Origin of the sequence: Plantactinospora sp. CA-290183 (assembly GCF_050936375.1) — a bacterium.
Taxonomy (GTDB): Bacteria; Actinomycetota; Actinomycetes; order Mycobacteriales; family Micromonosporaceae; genus Plantactinospora.
In genome coordinates this window covers 26,500-41,702 of the sequence record NZ_JBNJMX010000029.1, presented here as the reverse complement: position 1 = coordinate 41,702, position 15,203 = coordinate 26,500, and the positions used below count along the sequence as shown (strand labels likewise).

Here is a 15,203-nt window from a genome sequence, read left to right as displayed (position 1 = left end):
CGACCAAATGTGAGACTATTTATCGGCGAACATGGATATCTGGAGGTGCCGTGAAGAATCTCGTTGCCGTTCTCGCTGCGGTTGCCATGGGGGTCAGCGCTGCCGTGCTGCCCGCCGGGCCCGTCCGGGCCGATGGACCGGTCGCGGCCACCCCGTCGGGCACCACCCTTCAGGTGGTGATCGGGGTGCCCCGCGGGTCGGGTCCCAGCGACCGGACCCGGCCGATCGTCGTGTCGTTGCGGTGCGACCTGGTCGGCAACGAGCATCCGTACCCGGTCGAGGCCTGCGCCGAGGTCGAGGCGGTCAAGGGTGACATCGACGCGATCCCGCCCACGGGTGCGGGGTGCACGGACGTGTGGCAGCCGGTCCGGATCAGCGTCTCCGGCACCGTCGCCGACCAGCCGGTCCGGTGGTCCGAGGAGGTGTCGAACGAGGGCTGCGCGGTGATCGCGCACGGACACGTGTTCCGGCTCCCGCTCGACAAGACGGTGTCACCCGCCGGCTGAACAGCGGAGGGCTCAGCTCCGACGGCTCTCCACCGGGATGGTCGACCGCGCCTCGGCAGGTGGCGCCGCCGGGCGGGTGGCCGCCGCAACGGGCCCACGCCGACGGGCGAGGACGGCCAGTACGGTGACGGCGGCGGCCGGGATGAGCGCGTACCCGCTGAAGGCCAGGATGGCGACGACGGCGACGTGCGCGACGGCGGCGGCGATCCGCGCGGGTCCGCGCAGCAGCCGGCAGGCCGCCGCCGTGCAGCCGAGATAGACCACCAGGAAGAAGGTGGTCGGGACGGCGACCAGGTCTGGCATCGAGACGGTGCCGGCGGCGGCCGGTCCGATCAGCGCGCCGCCCGAGACCAGGATGATGGCGAGGTACCAGGCCGGCGGGGTGTCCTCGCGTGCCGCCCGGCGCGCCTGCACCGGACGCACCGAACGGGCGAGGGCGGCGGCGCCCGACAGGTAGGCGTTGGTGGTGCCGACGGTGAGGATCACGGCGCTGACCGCCGCCACGGCGGGCCCAGCGGGCCCGATCGCGATGCCGAGCAGGGCGGCCAGCGGTACCGGGGTGTCGGCCTCGGACCCGAGGGCGGTGACGGTGACCGTGGCCAGGGCCAGGTAGATCAGGCTGGTCGCCTTGCCGTGCCGATGACCAGGCGTTCGCTGTTCGACAGCGGTCAGCGGCGCGATCGCCTCCCAGCCGACAAAGGAGGAGCATCAGCACCGACGCCGCCGGGCCGATGGCGGACCAGCCGTACGGGGCGAACGGCGTCCAGTTGCCGGTGCGGCTCGCCGGCGCCGCTCCGACGATCGCCACGACGACGATGAGCACCAGCAGGCCGACCAGGCCCAGTTGCACCGTCGCCGAGGCGCGGACGCCGCCGAGGGTGAGGGCGAGCACGAAGAGCAGCAGCACGGCCGCGGTCCCCGCGGCGAACCGGGCGTCGGCGCCGAGCAGGTCGGCGACGTAGGTGCCGCCGACCACGCAGACGATCGGGGCGCCGGTGACGATCCCGCAGAGGAAGCACCAGCCGACCGCCCGCCCGGCCCAGCTGCCGAGCCCCGCTTCGGCGTAGGCCCGGACGCCGGTGGCCGAGGGGTGGCGGACCCCGAGGGCGGCGAAGACCACCGCGAACAGGCCCGACAGGACCAGCAGCGCCGCCCAGGCCAGGATCGACGCCGGGCCGGCCCTGGGCTACCCGGCGAGCCGAGGAAGCGAAGCCGGTGGCCGGCCGCCTCGCGGTAGAGCTGCCGCGCGCCGTCCAGGTCGACATCCGTCGTGCCGTCATTCCCCATGCGGTGCAGTTTCGCAGCGCGGGCACCGCACACGATGGCAAATTCGGCCATGCTAGAGGCGCGCGACGCAATCTTGTTTCGCGAATATGCTCGATGGCGGCATGATGTGCGGATGGCCGAATACGACGCGACGGACCGGGCGATCCTCACCCGGCTACAGACCGACGGGCGGATCGCCAACATCGACCTCGCCGAGGCGGTCGCCCTGTCACCGTCGGCGTGCCTGCGTCGGGTACGGGCGTTGGAGCGTGCCGGCCTGATCGCCGGCTACCGCGCGGAACTCGACCGGGCACGGCTCGGCCTGGACCTGACGGTCTTCATCGAGTTGCAGGTCGAGGGGCACTCCCGGCAGACCTCCGCCCGGATCGAGGCGGCGCTGGCCGGGATCCCGGAGGTGGTGGCCTGCCACGTCATCTCCGGCGCCGCCGACTTCCTGGTCGAGGCCGCCGTGCCCAACCTCGCCGGCTACGAGCGGCTGCTGCTGGACCAGATCCTGGTGATCCCCTCGATCACCGACGCCCGGAGCACGTTCGCCATCCGTACGGTCAAGACCCGTGGTCCGCTTCCGCTCAGCCACCTGCGCTGAGGCTGCCCGGCTCAGGCGTCGTCGGCCAGGCCCCGCAGCAGGAGGGCGACCCGCACGGCGACCGGTGACCGGCGGGAGGGACGCCTCAGGCCGGCGGTACCGCGACATCCGGCGGTGTTGGGTCCTCCGGCGGCCCGGAAGCCTCCGGCAGCAGCACCGTCGTCTCCCCGCGCACGATGGGCCGGACGATCGGGGCGATCCCCCGGTCCCGGACCCAGTCGAGGAAGTCCCGCAGCGGCGACCGGAACACCGGGTAGTCGTCGTAGTGGATCGGCACCGCCAGGCCGGGCCGGATCAGCCGGACCAGGTCGCTGCCCTGGCGCCCGTCCATCGTGACGAGGAAGCCGAGCAGCCGGGTGCCGCCGAGATGGATCAGCATCGCGTCGATGTCGGGAAAACGTTCCGGGATCTCGGCCAGACAGGGCCGGTTGAGGGTGTCGCCGGTGATGTAGAGGCGCAGCCGTCGCCGGCCGCGCTCCTCAAGGTCGATGATCGTGCCCATCACCGGTGGCAGCAGCCGGTTCAGCGCGCCGGGCCCGTGCCGGCCCGGAACCGCCGTGATCCGCAGCGTCTGGTCGCCCCGCCGCGTCTCGTGGCTCTCCCACGTCGTCAGTGCCTCCGCCGAGGTGAAGCCCCAACGGCGCAGCCGGCGCTGCGCCTGCGGGGTGGTGATGATCGGCAGGCTCTTCGACAGGCCGGCCCGGGCCACCCGGTCGAAGTGGTCGCCGTGCAGGTGCGACAGAACCACCCCGTCCAGCGCCGGTAGCTCCTCGACCCGGAGCGCGGGATCGGTACGACGCCGGGTCCAGAGCCCGTAGCCGAGGTAGGCCCGCTGGCCGGCATGCAGAAAGTTGGGATCGGTCAGCAGGGTGAACTCGCCCAGATGCAGCACGGTCGTCGCCGTACCCACGAAGGTGGCGGTCGCCCGTGCCGTACGACTCTGCGTCATGCCTGCTCCCCGGGAGGCGGTCGCTGACGTCCCCACCGCTGATCGGCCGACCACGGCAAAAGGTGACAGCTACCGCGTATTCGACCATGTCCACCAGGCTCCTGCCACCGGAGTCGGCACCTGGCGGCGTACCGCTAGAGCAGGCCGGCGTTGCCGGCGAGCGCCGCGGCCTCGGTACGGGTCGACACCCGCAACTTGCGCAGCAGCGACGCGGTCAGCCGTTTCACCGTCCGCTCCGAGACGTGCAGCTCGTCGGCGATCTCCAGCGTGCTCCTGCCCTTGGCGATGAGCCGCAGGAGCTGCCGCTCCTCGTCGTCGAGCAGGGCCGCCGCCGGCAGGGGGGTACGGGCCGGCGCGACGAGCGCCCCGAGCAGCTCCGCGGGCAGCACCGCCCACCCGTCCAGGACCGCCAGCAGGGGCGGCAGCAGCTCCTCCGGTTCGCTGCTCTTGGGCAGGTAGCCCTCGGCGCCCGCCCGCAGCGCCTGCACCGCCAGCTCGGGCTCGGCCAGGCCGGACATGGCGACGACGCGTACCCCCGGGGTGGTCCGGCGGACGGCGGAGATGGCCCGGATCCCACCGGGCGGCGGCATGTGCAGGTCGACCAGGGCCAGGTCGGGCAGGCACCGCCGGACCAGCGCCGCGGCGGCCGACGCGTCCCCGGTCGAGCCGCTGCCCTCGGCCCGGCCCCCGGTGATGCTCGGCAGCAGCAGTTCCAGACCCCGGACGAAGAGGGGATGGTCGTCGACCAGGGCGATCCGGACGGTGGCCGGGGCGGGCACGGGGCTCGTTACCCCCGTGCGGCCGGTTCATGCCCGCCGCCGGGGGCCACGTACCGGCCGCGGGCCCGGCCGGTACGTGGCCCCGGTGGGCCGGTGGTTGGCCTCGGCGGGCCGGGCGAACGGGAATGAGCCGGTGTCTGCCCGCCGTCAACCAGGAGGACGCCGTGTTCAGTCACATCAAGGATCTTCAGTTCGAGGCCAAGCCGGACGGCCCGGACGCCGCCTTCGCCCGGCGCCTACAGGAGGTGCTGGGTGGCAAGTGGGGCGAGATGACCGTCGCCAACCAGTACCTCTTCCAGGGCTGGAGCTGCCGGTTGCCCGGGAAGTACAAGGACCTGCTGCTCGACGTGGGCACCGAGGAGATGGGCCACGTCGAGATGATCTGCGCCATGATCGCCCGGCTGCTGGACAGCGCACCGCTGTCCGTACAGGAGGCGGCGGCCGAGGACAACCCGATGCTGGCCGCGATCTACGCCGGGTCGAACCCGGCGCACTTCATCCACTCCGGGGGCGGTCCGCTGCCGACGGACAGCAACGGGGTGCCGTGGAACGGGGCGTTCATCACCGCCAGTGGCAACCTGCTCGCCGACTTCCACCTCAACGTCACCGCCGAGGCACAGGGCCGGTTGCAGGTGGCCCGGCTGTTCAACATGACCGACGACCCGGGTGTCAAGCAGATGCTGCGGTTCCTGCTGGCCCGCGACACCATGCACCAGAACATGTGGCTGGCCGCCATCGAGCAGCTGAAGGAGGACGGCCTGGAGGAGATGCCGGTGCCCGAGGCGTTCCCGGACGCCGAACAGGAGAACCGGTTCGCGTACCAGTTCATCAACTTCTCCGCCGGCGAGGACTCCGCCGAGGGGCGCTGGGCCTCGGGCCCGAGCCCGGACGGCAAGGGCGAGTTCAGCTACGAGGCAGCGCCCACCGCGTACGCCGGGCCGCCGGAACTGCCGCCGGGTGACCCGCGCCTGCACGGGACCCCGCCGCCCACCGCCGGCGCCAAGGCCGGGGCGGGCAAGAAGAAGCGCTGACCCGATTCCCGCCGCGCCGGGTCGTCCGGTGACCCCGGCCGCCCCGGCGCGGCGCAACCTCGGAGAGGTGGAGCATGGTTGAACTGCTGGTCCGTCCCCTGGCGGACGCCTTCATGCAGGTCGGCGTCTACGTCGCCGTGCTGGTCGCGCTCTTCGGCTGGCTGCGCTGGCGGTACGGCGACCGGGTCACCGACGGGCTGACCCACCGGCCCCGGCTCGGCCCGCTGGTCGGCGCCCTGCTCGGGGTGAGCCCCGGCTGCGGTGGGGCGATCATCCTCCGCACCGCTGTACGCGCGCGGCAAGGTCTCCTTCGGCACCGTCGTGGCGGCCCTCGCCGCGACCATGGGAGATTCCTCCTGGGTGGTCATCGCCGCCGACCCCGCCTTCGCCCTGAAGATCCACATCTTGCTCTTCGCCGTGGGCCTGGCCACCGGCTACGTCGTCGACCTGCTCGGCATCGACCCCGCCCGCCCACTGCGCCGACCGACGGCGACGCCCCCGCCCGCCGAGGCCCCCCGATCCCCGGTGCCGGTGCCGGCCGTACCGGCCGCGCTCGCCGCGCCGCCCCGGCCGGCACCGCTGGCCGTGCTCGCCGGGGCGGACCCCTCGCGCGGCCGGCGGGCGACGCTCTCCGCCGCGTTCTGGGGCCTGACCACGCCGGCCTTCCTGGTCTCCGTACCGGTGGTCTTCCACGCCGTCGACCCGGACGCACTGAGCGCGCCGCTCGGCGGCATCGACCCGTACCTCGGGCTCGGCTTCTGCGGCACGCTGCTGGCCCTGCTGATCTTCTCGGCCGGGCGGGGGCGGTTCGCCGACGACACCCTGGAGACCGCACAGCCGCAGAGCCTGCGGGCCACCTTCCGGCACAGCGCCCACGAGGCGTCCTTCGTCACCGTCTGGGTCGCCGTCGCCTACCTGGCCTGGCAGGTGCTGAGCACGACCACCGGATTCGACGGTTCCCAACTGGCCTTCGCCGGGGTGCTCGGGGTTCTGGTCGGCGCGGTGATCGGTCTGGTGCCCGGCTGCGCCGTGCAGATCGTCTTCACCGGCATCTACGTCAGCGGCGGCCTGCCGATGCCGACCCTGGTCGCCAACGCGATCAGCCAGGACGGCGACGCGCTCATCCCGTTGGCGGCACTGCGCCGTCGGTCCGCCGCGACCGCCACCCTGATCACCACCGTTCCGGCGATCCTCGTCGGACTGGCCCTGCTGCTCCTCGCCCGATGAGCCGCCCGATCCGCTCCGGCGCCGGGTCCGACCGCCCGGACCCGTCCGGCGGTGCGCGCCGCCACCCGGCCCCGGCCGGCCGTCGTCGGGGCCGCCCGAACACGTACAGCGGGGCGGGCCGCCGGCCGGCGGCCGCGGACCTCGGCGGTCGGCGGCCGGCCACCCGGCGGCCCGCCCCGGCACCCGGGCCGCTGGCCCGGACCCGGGTGAACCTGCTCGTGTTCGCCACCCTGAGCACGGTCGCGCTCGCCGTCGACCTCCGGCCGTGGCAGTCGCTCGCACTGCTGGCGACGACCGCGCTGATCCCGGCGGCGGTCGCGGTCCAGGACGGCCGGGCCGGGCTACGCCGGCTCCTCCTGCCGGGAACCGGGTCACCCCGGCTGTTCGGCCCGGGTACGGCGGGCCGGCTCAGTCCTCCCGGTCGCGGTTCTTCTCCCGCCAGTCCCGTACGGCGTCCCGCGTCCGGTCGAACACGGCCAGCGGCGGGCCGGCGATGAGGTTCGCGGACGCCGACTCGCCAGCGTGCGGGTGGGGTCGGGTCGGCGCCGTCGCCTCGGCGGCGCGCAGCGCACCGGCCATCCGACGCAACTGCCCCGGCGAGGCGTGCTCCCGCAGCGACGGGAACTCCTCGGTCTCCTCCCGGGTGGCGTGCTCCAGGACGGCGTTCGAGAACGCCGTCAGCCGCGCGTCGAAATCGGGGTGGTCGACCCCCATCTGGTACAGCTCGTGCAACTCCTTCTTGGCCTGGTCCTCCTCGTGCCGGAGCGTCTCCACCACCGCCTCGCCCCGATCGATCTTCCGCTCGGCGTTCGGGTGTACGACGATCTCCTCCGCGCTCTCGTGCACCGCGAGCAGGCGTACCAGGTCCTGGAACAGTTCCCGCTTCTCGGTGCCCTTCGCGCGGTGCAGCTGACTGAACAGCGCCTTGATCTGGTTGTGCTGCTCGATGAGCAGGTCCACGACATCCTGTTTCACACCTGCTGTCACGGTCTTCCCCCTCCTCCGGCCGGGTTCGGTCCCGCTGGTTGTTCCCCCTGCCGGGCCGTCCATGTCCTCCCCCGCCGGCGGCCGCGCGGGCGCCGCCGCACCCGAGGGGGCGGTGGCCGAGTACCAGGGCACCGGAGTGGGTAGTGGGCAGCCATGACGACACGTGATGACGCGATCCTGGTCGGCGGTCCCCGAGACGGGACCTCGGTGCCCGCCGGCGACGCCGGCCTGATCGAGCTGAAGATCGAAGGGCTGATCCACCGGTACATCCGGACCACCAAGCAGCGCGAGCACGACGGCGCCGAGCTGGCCGTCTACAACTACGACGGCGAGGTGCGCCCGACCGGCGGCGAGTCGGGCTCCGAGAGCGGACCCGACCGGGTCGCCTCGCCGATGGCCTCCGGCCAGGCCGTCCCACTCGACTCGGAGGACGTCAACGGCTCCCGGTCCTGACGGCACCGCCGGGAGGGGTTCCGCCCTGGCTCGACGCACGGGCGGGACCCCTCCGGGCGCGCGGGTGCAGCGGGGTCACCGCCCCCGGGTCTCGCTCGCCGCGTCCGCCGGTGGCACCGGGTCGGCCACGGCCCGGGTGTGCCGGGAGGCGGCGTACGTGGCGACCCGCATCCGCTGGATCAGGCCGACCGTACGCAGGTCGTCCGGGCGGTTGCCGATCGGATCGAACGCCAGCGCCGCGTCGACCTCGTCCGGCGCCGGCTCGCCGAAGCTGATCCGGCCGAACTGGCGCCACCGGCCGGCGACGCTGGCCACCGCCAGCCGCAGCCCCGCCCCGCCCCCGGTGGCGATCGAGGTCACCTGGTCCAGGGAAGTCCCGAGCGGCCGTTCGGGGAGGGCGGCCAGGTAGACCCGGCGTCCGTAGAGCCGGTACGACAGGATGCTGGTGTACGGCCCGCCGAAGTCCCGCCGGGGCGTCGGCAGGTGCCGGAGCAGCGGCAGCCGCCCGGCGCTGGAGACCAGCAGGTCGACCGGGTCGGCGTGCCGGTGGATCCGCACGGCGAGCCCGAGCAGGTCCGGCCAGCCCTCCGGGGTCGGAGTGCCCCGGGAGAGGCGTACGGTCGCGGGCCACCGCCCCGGGCCGCCGGCCAGGTGCGCGGCGAACGGCCCCCAGAGTTCGATCTCGCCGCAGAACGAGCGGCCGCGCGGGTGCAGCAGTCGCCCGCCGCGCAGCCGGGAGATGATCCGCCCGAGCGGCGGCCGCCCCGTCACGGGTGCCACATCCCCACCCGCACCGGTACGCCGAGCGAGGCGTGCGTGAGCGGGTCCCCGGTGGGTGCCGGCAGTCCGGCGGCGGTGACCAGGTCCTGGTCCAGCCGCAGCAGTTCGGCCCGGTGCAGGGGCCAGGGCACGTGCTCGGCCTCGGCGGCGACGAGCCGGCCGGCGATCCTCGAGAAGAGCCGGTACCGGGCGGTCAGGAAGTGGGCCAGCGGGTCGACCTCCGCCCCGGTCAGCGCCGGACCGATCCGGGTCTCCGCGTCACAGCGCGCGCCCCGGGGCCCGGGCCAGCGCCGGCGGCACCGGTAGTCGACCCGGTCGCCCTCGACGCGTACCCGCATGTCGGACCAGAAGTAGGGCAGCCCGTACCCGGCCCGGGCGGCGAGGACGGCCGGCAGGCGCGCCGCGTCCAGGGACAGGAACCAGATCCCGCTGCGACCGCGCCGGTCCCGCACGTACGTCCGGACGTTGATTTCGGGAAACTCGGAGAGCCACGGTACGGCCGGCAGCGCCGGCGCCCGGACCTCCTGCATCAGGAACGGGGTCAGCCCGATCCACGCGGAGCCGTCGCAGGTCTCCACCGTCAGCCCCTCGGGCAGCAACGCCTGGAGCGTCGGGGACGGGTAGCGCCAGTGGATGAACGTGATCCAGTTCCACCGGTGGTACATCACCGGCCGGGACACCCGTGGCGGCGGTGGTGCCGGCGTCGGCCCTCCCCCGTCCGTCATCCGCGTCCCTCCCCGGCGTCAGGTTCCTCCATCGATCGAAGTGTCCCTTTCCCGCGCCGCCGGTGTCGAAACACCGCCCGCCCGGGGCGTGGCGGCCCGCCACGGCACGCCCGGGCGGTTTCTCCCGGTCGCCGTCGGGTAGCGCCGTAGTGGCGGCACCGTGGTCGCTCGCGTGGTTCGGGGCGCCGGAGGCGCGAAGCGTTCGGGGTGCCGGAGGCGGAGAAGCGGAGGAGTGCGATGGCGAGCAGGGTCAGATGGTTGATGGTGGGCGTGGCCGGGGTCGCCGGCGTGGCCGGGGCGGGTGCGTTGGTCGCCCGCCGCCGGGCGAAGGAATCCCTTCCGGTACGCCGGGGCGACGGGTACGCCACCGAGCGGGCGCTGACGGTGGACCGGCCCGTGGGGCTCGTCCGGGCGCTGTTCCGGGACCCGGAGCAGCTCTCCGCGGTGCTCGACCGGCCGGTGACGGCGGAACGCCTCGGGGAGAGCCGGTGGCGCTGCGTGGTGCACGGGGGCCCGGACGGGGCCGGCCGGGTCGCGATGGCGACCGCCGAGGAGCGGGACGGGTCGATCCGGTGGCGGGTCGAGGAGGGCCCGACGGCCCACGAGGGACACCTGCGGCTCGTACCCGCCCCCGGCGACCGGGGCACCGAGATCCGGGTGGAGCTCAGCTACCCGGGCGGCCGGCTCCGGCACCGGGCCTCGATGCTGCGCGGACAGGATCCGGACCAGGTGCTGCGTACCGCGCTGCGCCGGGCCAAGTCGGTGCTGGAGTGCGGCCGGGTGATCTCGACGATGCACGAGCCCTCCGGACGGGGCGCCGCCGCGGAGCGGCTCACCAGGGCGGTCCGGGAGAAGCTGACGACGGGAGGGCGGCCGTGAAGGCGCTGTGCTGGGAAGGTGTCGGCAAGCTGGCGGTACGCCAGGTACCGGATCCGACCGTCCAGGACGACGGCGACGCCGTCATCCGGGTCCGGGCGAGCAGCGTCTGCGGCTCCGACCTGCACCTGATCAACGGCTACCTGCCCGCGATGCGGGAGGGTGACATCCTCGGCCACGAGTTCATGGGTGAGGTGGTGGAGACCGGTCGGGGGGTGCAGCGGCTCCGGCGCGGCGACCGGGTGGTGGTGCCGTTCCCGATCGCCTGCGGCAACTGCTTCACCTGCCAGGCCGGCTGCTACGCGATCTGTGAGAACTCCAACCCGAACGCCGCCATCGCCGAGCGGGTGATGGGGCACTCGCCGGCCGGCCTCTTCGGCTACTCCCACATGCTCGGCGGGTACGCCGGCGGCCAGGCGGAGTTCGTCCGGGTGCCCTTCGCCGACGTCGGCCCGATCAAGATCCCGGACGAGCTGCCGGACGAGCAGGTGCTCCTCCTCTCCGACATCCTGCCCGACCGGCTACATGGGCGCCGAGATGTGCGACCTGCGCGGCGGCGAGGTGGTCGCGGTCTGGGGCGCCGGCGGGGTGGGACAGATGGCGGCCCGCTCGGCCCAGTTGCTCGGCGCCGAGCGGGTGATCGCGATCGACCGGCTATCCGTACCGGTTGGAGATGGCCCGGGAGGGAGCCGGTGCGGAACCGCTGAACTACGAGGAGGTGAACGTCATCGAGGCGCTGCGCGAGATGACCGGCGGACGGGGGCCGGACGCCTGCATCGAGGCGGTCGGCCTGGAGGCGCACGACACCGGACCGGCGTACGCGTACGACCGGGTCAAGCAGGCGGCCCGGATGCAGACGGACCGGCCGACCGCGGTACGCCAGGCGATCATGGCGTGCCGCAAGGGCGGCACCGTGAGCATCGTCGGCGTGTTCAGCGGCTTCGTCGACAAGTTCCCGCTCGGGGCCGCGATGAACAAGGCGCTGGTGCTGCGGATGGGCCAGATGCACGCCCAGCGCTACATCCCGATGCTGCTGGAGCGGCTGGCCAAGGGCGAGATGGACCCCGGCTACCTGGCCACCCATCCGATGTCCCTCTCGGACGGGGTGCACGGCTACGAGATCTTCGAGAAGAAGCGGGACGGCTGTCTCCGCTCGGTGCTGCACCCGGCCTCCGGCTGAGCGGGGCCGCCACGACCGGCGGCCACGGTGGTGCCGGAGAGACCGTCGGGGTGCTCAGGGCGCCGAGGCGGCGGCGGGGGCGCAGGGTTCGCCGGGCGCTGGCGCGGCCCGGCGGGCCCGCCGCCGGTACCACCCGGCGAAGAGCACCACGGCCAGCAGCACCTCGGCGAGGTCGCCGCCGTAGTACATCAGCCGCGCCGCGTCGCGCAGGGCGTCGGGCTCGAATCCGGCGCCGGACGGCCAGCGCGGTGCCCCGGCGTAGAGCAGCTTGGCCAGGATCGAGTGCGCGGCGGCGGCCAGGACCAGCACGGCGACCCGTACGCCCGGGCCCGGGCGGCGCGGAGCCGGATCCGGGCCGGCCAGGGACCACGCGAGGAGGTACCCGGCGGCGAAGAGGTGCACGTGCACCACGACGTGCAGCACCGGATCGTCCTGGGCGGCCGCGTAGAGCGGGGTGAGGTAGAGCAGGTACAGGCCGCCGACGTTGAGGACCAGCGCGGTGGCCGGATGGCCGAGCAGGTGCGGCAGCGGGCTCCGGTAGGCCAGCGCGGCGCCGCGCCGGGCCCTCGCCGGCAGGGTACGCAGGGCCAGGGTCACCGGCGCCGCCAGCACGAACGCCAGCGGCGCGTACATCCCGACGAGCAGGTGCTGCAGCATGTGGAACCGCGGGTCGTGGTGGGCCCGCGCGGCGACCAGCGGGGAGAGGGCCACCGCCAGCAGTACGGCACCAATGCCGAAGGAGACCGTCCGGGCCGTACGCCAGCCGGGCGGGGTGTGCCGGGCGCGGTTGGCGGCGGCCAGGTAGCCCACGGCCGCGAGGACCGGCACGAGGACCGGCAGCCACCCCGGCGTCCCCGCCCCGGCCGGCGGGTGGCCGAGGATGATGCTCACCGGTCGGCGCGGCGGACCCGCAGCGCGAGCACCACCCCGATCGCCACCAGCAGCAGGGCGCCGAGGTTCCAGGCGACGTCGTACGGGGTCAGGTCGACGCCGTACCGGATCTGGTGCACCCGCAGCAGCTTATGGTCGACGATGCCGTCGAAGAGCTGGAATCCGCCCAGCCCCAGGAAGAGTCCCGCCCACGCGGCGCGCGGTACCAGCCGTCCGTGCCGGCGCAGGTCGGCGAGGAGGAAGAAGCCGGCGACCAGCGCCACCAGTTCGGCGGCGTGCAGCAGCCCGTCGGAGAAGAGCCCGACGGTCGGGGTGGACCGATCGTAGAAGTGGTGCCAGGCGAGCAGCTGGTGGAAGACGATCTCGTCGATCGCCGCCATCGCGCCGACCCCGACCAGGGCCGCCGAGGCCGCCGACCGGCGCGGGCTCACCCGGCCGGTCGGCACGTCCCCGGGTCTGGCAGCCACAGCGGGTTCCCGTCCTCTTCGGCGTCCTGCGTCCGGTCCGGCGCCTTTGCGTCCGGTGTCCGGATCGGGCTACCCGCTCCGCGCCCGCGCAAACCCGCCGGAGGGCCGGGCCGGCGCGCGGCGGGCGGGGCGGTCAGCTGAGGCTGCGGCAGGCGGTGACCGGCCTCGGTACGCAGCAGGAAGCCGTTCGGCACCACCACCTGGCGCGGGCGCGAAAGCCGGTTGCGGACCGGCCGGCGATGCCCGACGTTGTGGGGATGCGACGGGACTACGCCGGCGAGGACGACCTCCGGGCACTGCTGCTCCTCACCCAGCGGCTCTGGTCGGTACGCGCCCGGTGGCACGTCGGCGACCTCGCCTGGCACCTGGCGCAGGTGCCGGAGGGCCGGCCGGAGTGGCCGACGGCGCTCTGGGAGAGCGGCGGCGAGCTGGCGGCGTGGGGTTGGCTGGAGCTGCCCGGCGAGCTGGCTCTGCTGGTCGACCCGGCCCGGCCGGAACTCGTCGCCGAGGTGCTGGACTGGGCCGAGGGGTTGGCGACCGCACCGCTGGCGGTCACCGTGCTGGACACCGAGACCCACCTCGTCGAGGCGCTGCGGCGGCGGGGCTGGGAACCCGACCCGGGGGGCCCGTTCCTGCTCGCGCAGAGCCGCGGCCTCGCGGAGCTGCCACCGGTACCGCCGCTGCCGGACGGGTTCACCGTGCGGCCGGTACGCGGGGCGGTCGACCTCGTCCGTCGCGCCACCGTGCACCGGGAGGTCTGGCACCCGTCCGCCGTGACCGACGAGCGCTTCCGCAGCGTCAGCGCCGGCTGGCCGTACCGGCCGGAGTTCGACCACGTGGTCGAGGCACCCGACGGCCGGTTCGTCGCCTACTGCCTGGGCTGGTACGACGAGGTCAACCGGGTCGGGGCGTTCGAGCCGGTCGGCACCGTACCGGCGTGGCGCCGACGCGGGCTGGCCCGGGCCGCCTGTGCCGCCACGCTCCGCGCGTTCCGGGACGCCGGCGCCCGGACCGCACTGGTCAACTCGCGTGGTGACGACGACTACCCGGTCCCGAGACAGGTGTACGCCGCCCTCGGCTTCACCGCGCACGCCCGCACGGTGCGGTACCGACGGCGCGACCCGGGTGACCCGGACGGTGGTGCCGGGCGGGGGCGGTCGTCCGGCTGCGACCGTCCCCGCCCGGCACCGGGCCTGCCCGACTCAGGCCATGGCGCAGGTGGCGCCGTTGAGGGTGAACGAGGCGGGTCGGCCGGTGTCGCCGGTGTGGCTGGCCTGGAAGCCGATCCCGACCGAGGAGTTCGGGTTGAGCGTGCCGTTGTGCGCGGAGTTGCGGGCCGTCACCGCGCCGCTGGCCGGGCTGTAGGAGGCGTTCCACCCGGAGGTGATGGCCTGCCCGGCCGGCAGCGTGAAGCCGAGGGACCAGCCGCTGACCGCCGCGGAGCCCCGGTTCGTGATGGTGATCGCGGCGGTCAGCCCGCTGTTCCAGGCGGTGACGGTGTAGCTGACCACGCAGCCGGAGGCCGGTGGTCCGGTGGTGGGGGGTGGTGTGGTGGTGGGTGACGGCGTCGTGGTGGGTGACGGGTTGGTCGGGGTGGTGCTGTCCAGTCCGAAGAAGCGGATCGCCTCGGCCGCGTTCACCGGCAGGTTGTGCGGCACGCCCTGCATGCTGATCGCCTCGACCGGGGCGGTCGGTCCACTGCCGCCGTACCGGGTGCGGGTGTAGCCGGACTGGGGCGTGTCGGTGAAGGTCGGGGTCTGGCTCAACCCGTGGACGTTGGTCCACTGTTTGATCTCTTCACCGAAGTTGGGGTACCGCAGTGTCTCGTCGTTCGTGCCGTGCCAGAGCTGCATCCGGGGCCGGGCGCCGGTGTAGCCGGGGTAGGCGGCCCGGACCAGGTCGCCCCACTGCTGCGCGGTGCGGATGATCTGACCGTTCGCGCACTCACTGTTCCAGGTGGAGCCGCCGGTGGTGGCGAAGCAGCTGTGCGGTACCCCGGCGAAGGCGGCACCGGCGGCGAAGACGTCGGGATAGTTGCCGAGCAGGACGTTGGTCATCATCGCGCCGGAGGAGACCCCGGTGGCGAAGACCCGTCCCGGATCGGTGTTGTAGCGCTGCTGGACGTAGCGGACCATCGACATGATCGACACGGGGTCGCTGCCGCCGTCGCGGCGCAGCGCCTGCGGGGAGTAGACGTCGAAGCACTGGCCGCTGCGGGTCGCCGAGGGGTAGATGACGATGTACCCGTACCGGTCGGCCAGCGAGGCGAACTGGGTGCCGGAGTGGAACGCCGGGCCGGTGCCGGTGCAGTAGTGGATGGCGACCAGGATCGCGGGTCGGGCGGCGACCCGGTCCGGCACGTAGAGGTGCATCCGCAGGTTGCTGGGGTTGGTGCCGAAGCTGGTTACCTCGGTCAACGTGGCGGCCGAGGCCGGCGCCGACGTGATCAGACCCACCAGCGCCATGGCCACCGCGGCAG

16 protein-coding genes and 4 pseudogenes are annotated in these 15,203 nt (G+C 73.9%); 9 read left to right on the top strand and 11 right to left on the bottom strand.

Translation table 11 applies throughout. The features are described 5' to 3' along the window. The first annotated feature begins 50 nt into the window (after nt 1-50). Complete coding sequence (locus ACQEUR_RS23385) at nt 51-506, top strand: SSI family serine proteinase inhibitor (protein ID WP_433034878.1); 456 nt, start codon at nt 51-53, stop codon at nt 504-506. 12 nt (nt 507-518) lie between these two features. On the opposite strand, the gene ACQEUR_RS23380 is transcribed toward ACQEUR_RS23385, so the two are convergent. Together ACQEUR_RS23380 and ACQEUR_RS23375 are read right to left on the bottom strand one after the other, a co-directional pair. Further along, the gene (locus ACQEUR_RS23380; RefSeq protein WP_433034875.1) at nt 519-992 is read right to left on the bottom strand and encodes a hypothetical protein; all 474 of its coding nucleotides are present in this window, start codon (nt 990-992) and stop codon (nt 519-521) included. A gap of 238 nt (nt 993-1,230) precedes the next feature. Further along, nucleotides 1,231-1,674, bottom strand: a pseudogene (locus ACQEUR_RS23375) (amino acid permease); the annotation flags it as partial. 231 nt (nt 1,675-1,905) lie between these two features. Here ACQEUR_RS23375 and ACQEUR_RS23370 point away from each other — a divergent pair. Beyond that, nucleotides 1,906-2,379 (top strand): Lrp/AsnC family transcriptional regulator, encoded by a 474-nt coding sequence (locus ACQEUR_RS23370; protein ID WP_433034872.1) that lies wholly within the window; start codon nt 1,906-1,908, stop codon nt 2,377-2,379. Nucleotides 2,380-2,464: 85 nt separating this feature from the next. On the opposite strand, the gene ACQEUR_RS23365 is transcribed toward ACQEUR_RS23370, so the two are convergent. Both ACQEUR_RS23365 and ACQEUR_RS23360 read right to left on the bottom strand, forming a co-directional pair. Next, nucleotides 2,465-3,328: an MBL fold metallo-hydrolase gene (locus ACQEUR_RS23365; RefSeq protein WP_433034869.1), complete on the bottom strand. Its 864-nt coding sequence runs from the start codon at nt 3,326-3,328 to the stop codon at nt 2,465-2,467. 134 nt (nt 3,329-3,462) lie between these two features. After that, on the bottom strand, nt 3,463-4,107 hold the full coding sequence (locus ACQEUR_RS23360) for a response regulator (RefSeq protein ID WP_433034866.1): 645 nt from the start codon (nt 4,105-4,107) through the stop codon (nt 3,463-3,465). 164 nt (nt 4,108-4,271) lie between these two features. On the opposite strand from ACQEUR_RS23360, the gene ACQEUR_RS23355 reads away from it, so the two are divergent. The 3 genes and pseudogenes from ACQEUR_RS23355 (at nt 4,272) to ACQEUR_RS23345 (ending at nt 6,365) form a co-directional block, all read left to right on the top strand. Continuing rightward, nucleotides 4,272-5,138: a manganese catalase family protein gene (locus ACQEUR_RS23355; RefSeq protein WP_433034863.1), complete on the top strand. Its 867-nt coding sequence runs from the start codon at nt 4,272-4,274 to the stop codon at nt 5,136-5,138. A 74-nt stretch (nt 5,139-5,212) separates the two neighbouring features. Beyond that, nucleotides 5,213-5,362, top strand: a pseudogene (locus ACQEUR_RS23350) (hypothetical protein); the annotation flags it as partial. Nucleotides 5,363-5,399: 37 nt separating this feature from the next. Beyond that, nucleotides 5,400-6,365, top strand: a complete 966-nt coding sequence (locus ACQEUR_RS23345; protein WP_433034860.1) for a putative manganese transporter — start codon at nt 5,400-5,402, stop codon at nt 6,363-6,365. Nucleotides 6,366-6,773: 408 nt separating this feature from the next. Here the strand turns inward: ACQEUR_RS23345 and ACQEUR_RS23340 are convergent, their stop codons facing one another. Next, nucleotides 6,774-7,352 (bottom strand): hemerythrin domain-containing protein, encoded by a 579-nt coding sequence (locus tag ACQEUR_RS23340; protein ID WP_433034857.1) that lies wholly within the window; start codon nt 7,350-7,352, stop codon nt 6,774-6,776. Between the two features lie 153 nt (nt 7,353-7,505). Between ACQEUR_RS23340 and ACQEUR_RS23335 the strand changes: the two genes are divergently transcribed. Beyond that, the gene (locus ACQEUR_RS23335) at nt 7,506-7,805 is read left to right on the top strand and encodes a hypothetical protein (protein ID WP_433034854.1); all 300 of its coding nucleotides are present in this window, start codon (nt 7,506-7,508) and stop codon (nt 7,803-7,805) included. A gap of 75 nt (nt 7,806-7,880) precedes the next feature. On the opposite strand, the gene ACQEUR_RS23330 is transcribed toward ACQEUR_RS23335, so the two are convergent. Beyond that, entirely contained in the window at nt 7,881-8,576 is a 696-nt protein-coding gene (locus ACQEUR_RS23330) for a phosphodiesterase (protein ID WP_433034851.1), read from the bottom strand. After that, nucleotides 8,573-9,310 carry a YqjF family protein gene (locus ACQEUR_RS23325; RefSeq protein WP_433034848.1) on the bottom strand — a complete coding sequence of 246 codons (738 nt, stop codon included), beginning with the start codon at nt 9,308-9,310 and terminating at the stop codon, nt 8,573-8,575. The genes ACQEUR_RS23330 and ACQEUR_RS23325 overlap by 4 nt, the downstream gene beginning before the upstream one ends. Before the next feature lie 237 nt (nt 9,311-9,547). On the opposite strand from ACQEUR_RS23325, the gene ACQEUR_RS23320 reads away from it, so the two are divergent. Further along, complete coding sequence (locus ACQEUR_RS23320; protein ID WP_433034845.1) at nt 9,548-10,189, top strand: SRPBCC family protein; 642 nt, start codon at nt 9,548-9,550, stop codon at nt 10,187-10,189. Further along, nucleotides 10,186-11,366 (top strand): annotated as a pseudogene (locus ACQEUR_RS23315) (zinc-dependent alcohol dehydrogenase). Before ACQEUR_RS23320 ends, ACQEUR_RS23315 begins: the two are co-directional and overlap by 4 nt. Before the next feature lie 54 nt (nt 11,367-11,420). Here the strand turns inward: ACQEUR_RS23315 and ACQEUR_RS23310 are convergent. The 3 genes from ACQEUR_RS23310 to ACQEUR_RS23300 are packed head-to-tail and all read right to left on the bottom strand — an operon-like array spanning nt 11,421 to nt 13,488. Further along, nucleotides 11,421-12,257 (bottom strand): cytochrome c oxidase assembly protein, encoded by an 837-nt coding sequence (locus tag ACQEUR_RS23310; RefSeq protein WP_433034842.1) that lies wholly within the window; start codon nt 12,255-12,257, stop codon nt 11,421-11,423. Further along, the gene (locus ACQEUR_RS23305) at nt 12,254-12,724 is read right to left on the bottom strand and encodes a DUF2243 domain-containing protein (RefSeq protein ID WP_433034839.1); all 471 of its coding nucleotides are present in this window, start codon (nt 12,722-12,724) and stop codon (nt 12,254-12,256) included. Before ACQEUR_RS23305 ends, ACQEUR_RS23310 begins: the two co-directional genes overlap by 4 nt. Next, nucleotides 12,685-13,488: a hypothetical protein gene (locus ACQEUR_RS23300; protein ID WP_433034884.1), complete on the bottom strand. Its 804-nt coding sequence runs from the start codon at nt 13,486-13,488 to the stop codon at nt 12,685-12,687. Before ACQEUR_RS23300 ends, ACQEUR_RS23305 begins: the two co-directional genes overlap by 40 nt. On the opposite strand from ACQEUR_RS23300, the pseudogene ACQEUR_RS23295 reads away from it, so the two are divergent. Continuing rightward, nucleotides 13,423-13,734, top strand: a pseudogene (locus tag ACQEUR_RS23295) (GNAT family N-acetyltransferase); the annotation flags it as partial. The gene ACQEUR_RS23300 and the pseudogene ACQEUR_RS23295 overlap by 66 nt on opposite strands. 192 nt (nt 13,735-13,926) lie before the next feature. Here ACQEUR_RS23295 and ACQEUR_RS23290 read toward each other — a convergent pair. Then, nucleotides 13,927-15,189, bottom strand: coding sequence for an extracellular catalytic domain type 1 short-chain-length polyhydroxyalkanoate depolymerase (locus ACQEUR_RS23290; RefSeq protein WP_433034881.1), 1,263 nt, complete (start codon nt 15,187-15,189; stop codon nt 13,927-13,929). Nucleotides 15,190-15,203: the final 14 nt, after the last annotated feature.

Excerpts from the sequence above, each read along its gene's own strand:
- ACQEUR_RS23365 (WP_433034869.1), bottom strand. The coding sequence starts at position 3,328 with ATGACGCAGAGTCGTACGGCACGGGCGACCGCCACCTTCGTGGGTACG.
- ACQEUR_RS23370 (WP_433034872.1), top strand. The coding sequence starts at position 1,906 with ATGGCCGAATACGACGCGACGGACCGGGCGATCCTCACCCGGCTACAG.
- ACQEUR_RS23335 (WP_433034854.1), top strand. The coding sequence starts at position 7,506 with ATGACGACACGTGATGACGCGATCCTGGTCGGCGGTCCCCGAGACGGG.
- ACQEUR_RS23320 (WP_433034845.1), top strand. The coding sequence starts at position 9,548 with ATGGCGAGCAGGGTCAGATGGTTGATGGTGGGCGTGGCCGGGGTCGCC.
- ACQEUR_RS23325 (WP_433034848.1), bottom strand. The coding sequence starts at position 9,310 with ATGACGGACGGGGGAGGGCCGACGCCGGCACCACCGCCGCCACGGGTG.
- ACQEUR_RS23290 (WP_433034881.1), bottom strand. The coding sequence starts at position 15,189 with ATGGCGCTGGTGGGTCTGATCACGTCGGCGCCGGCCTCGGCCGCCACG.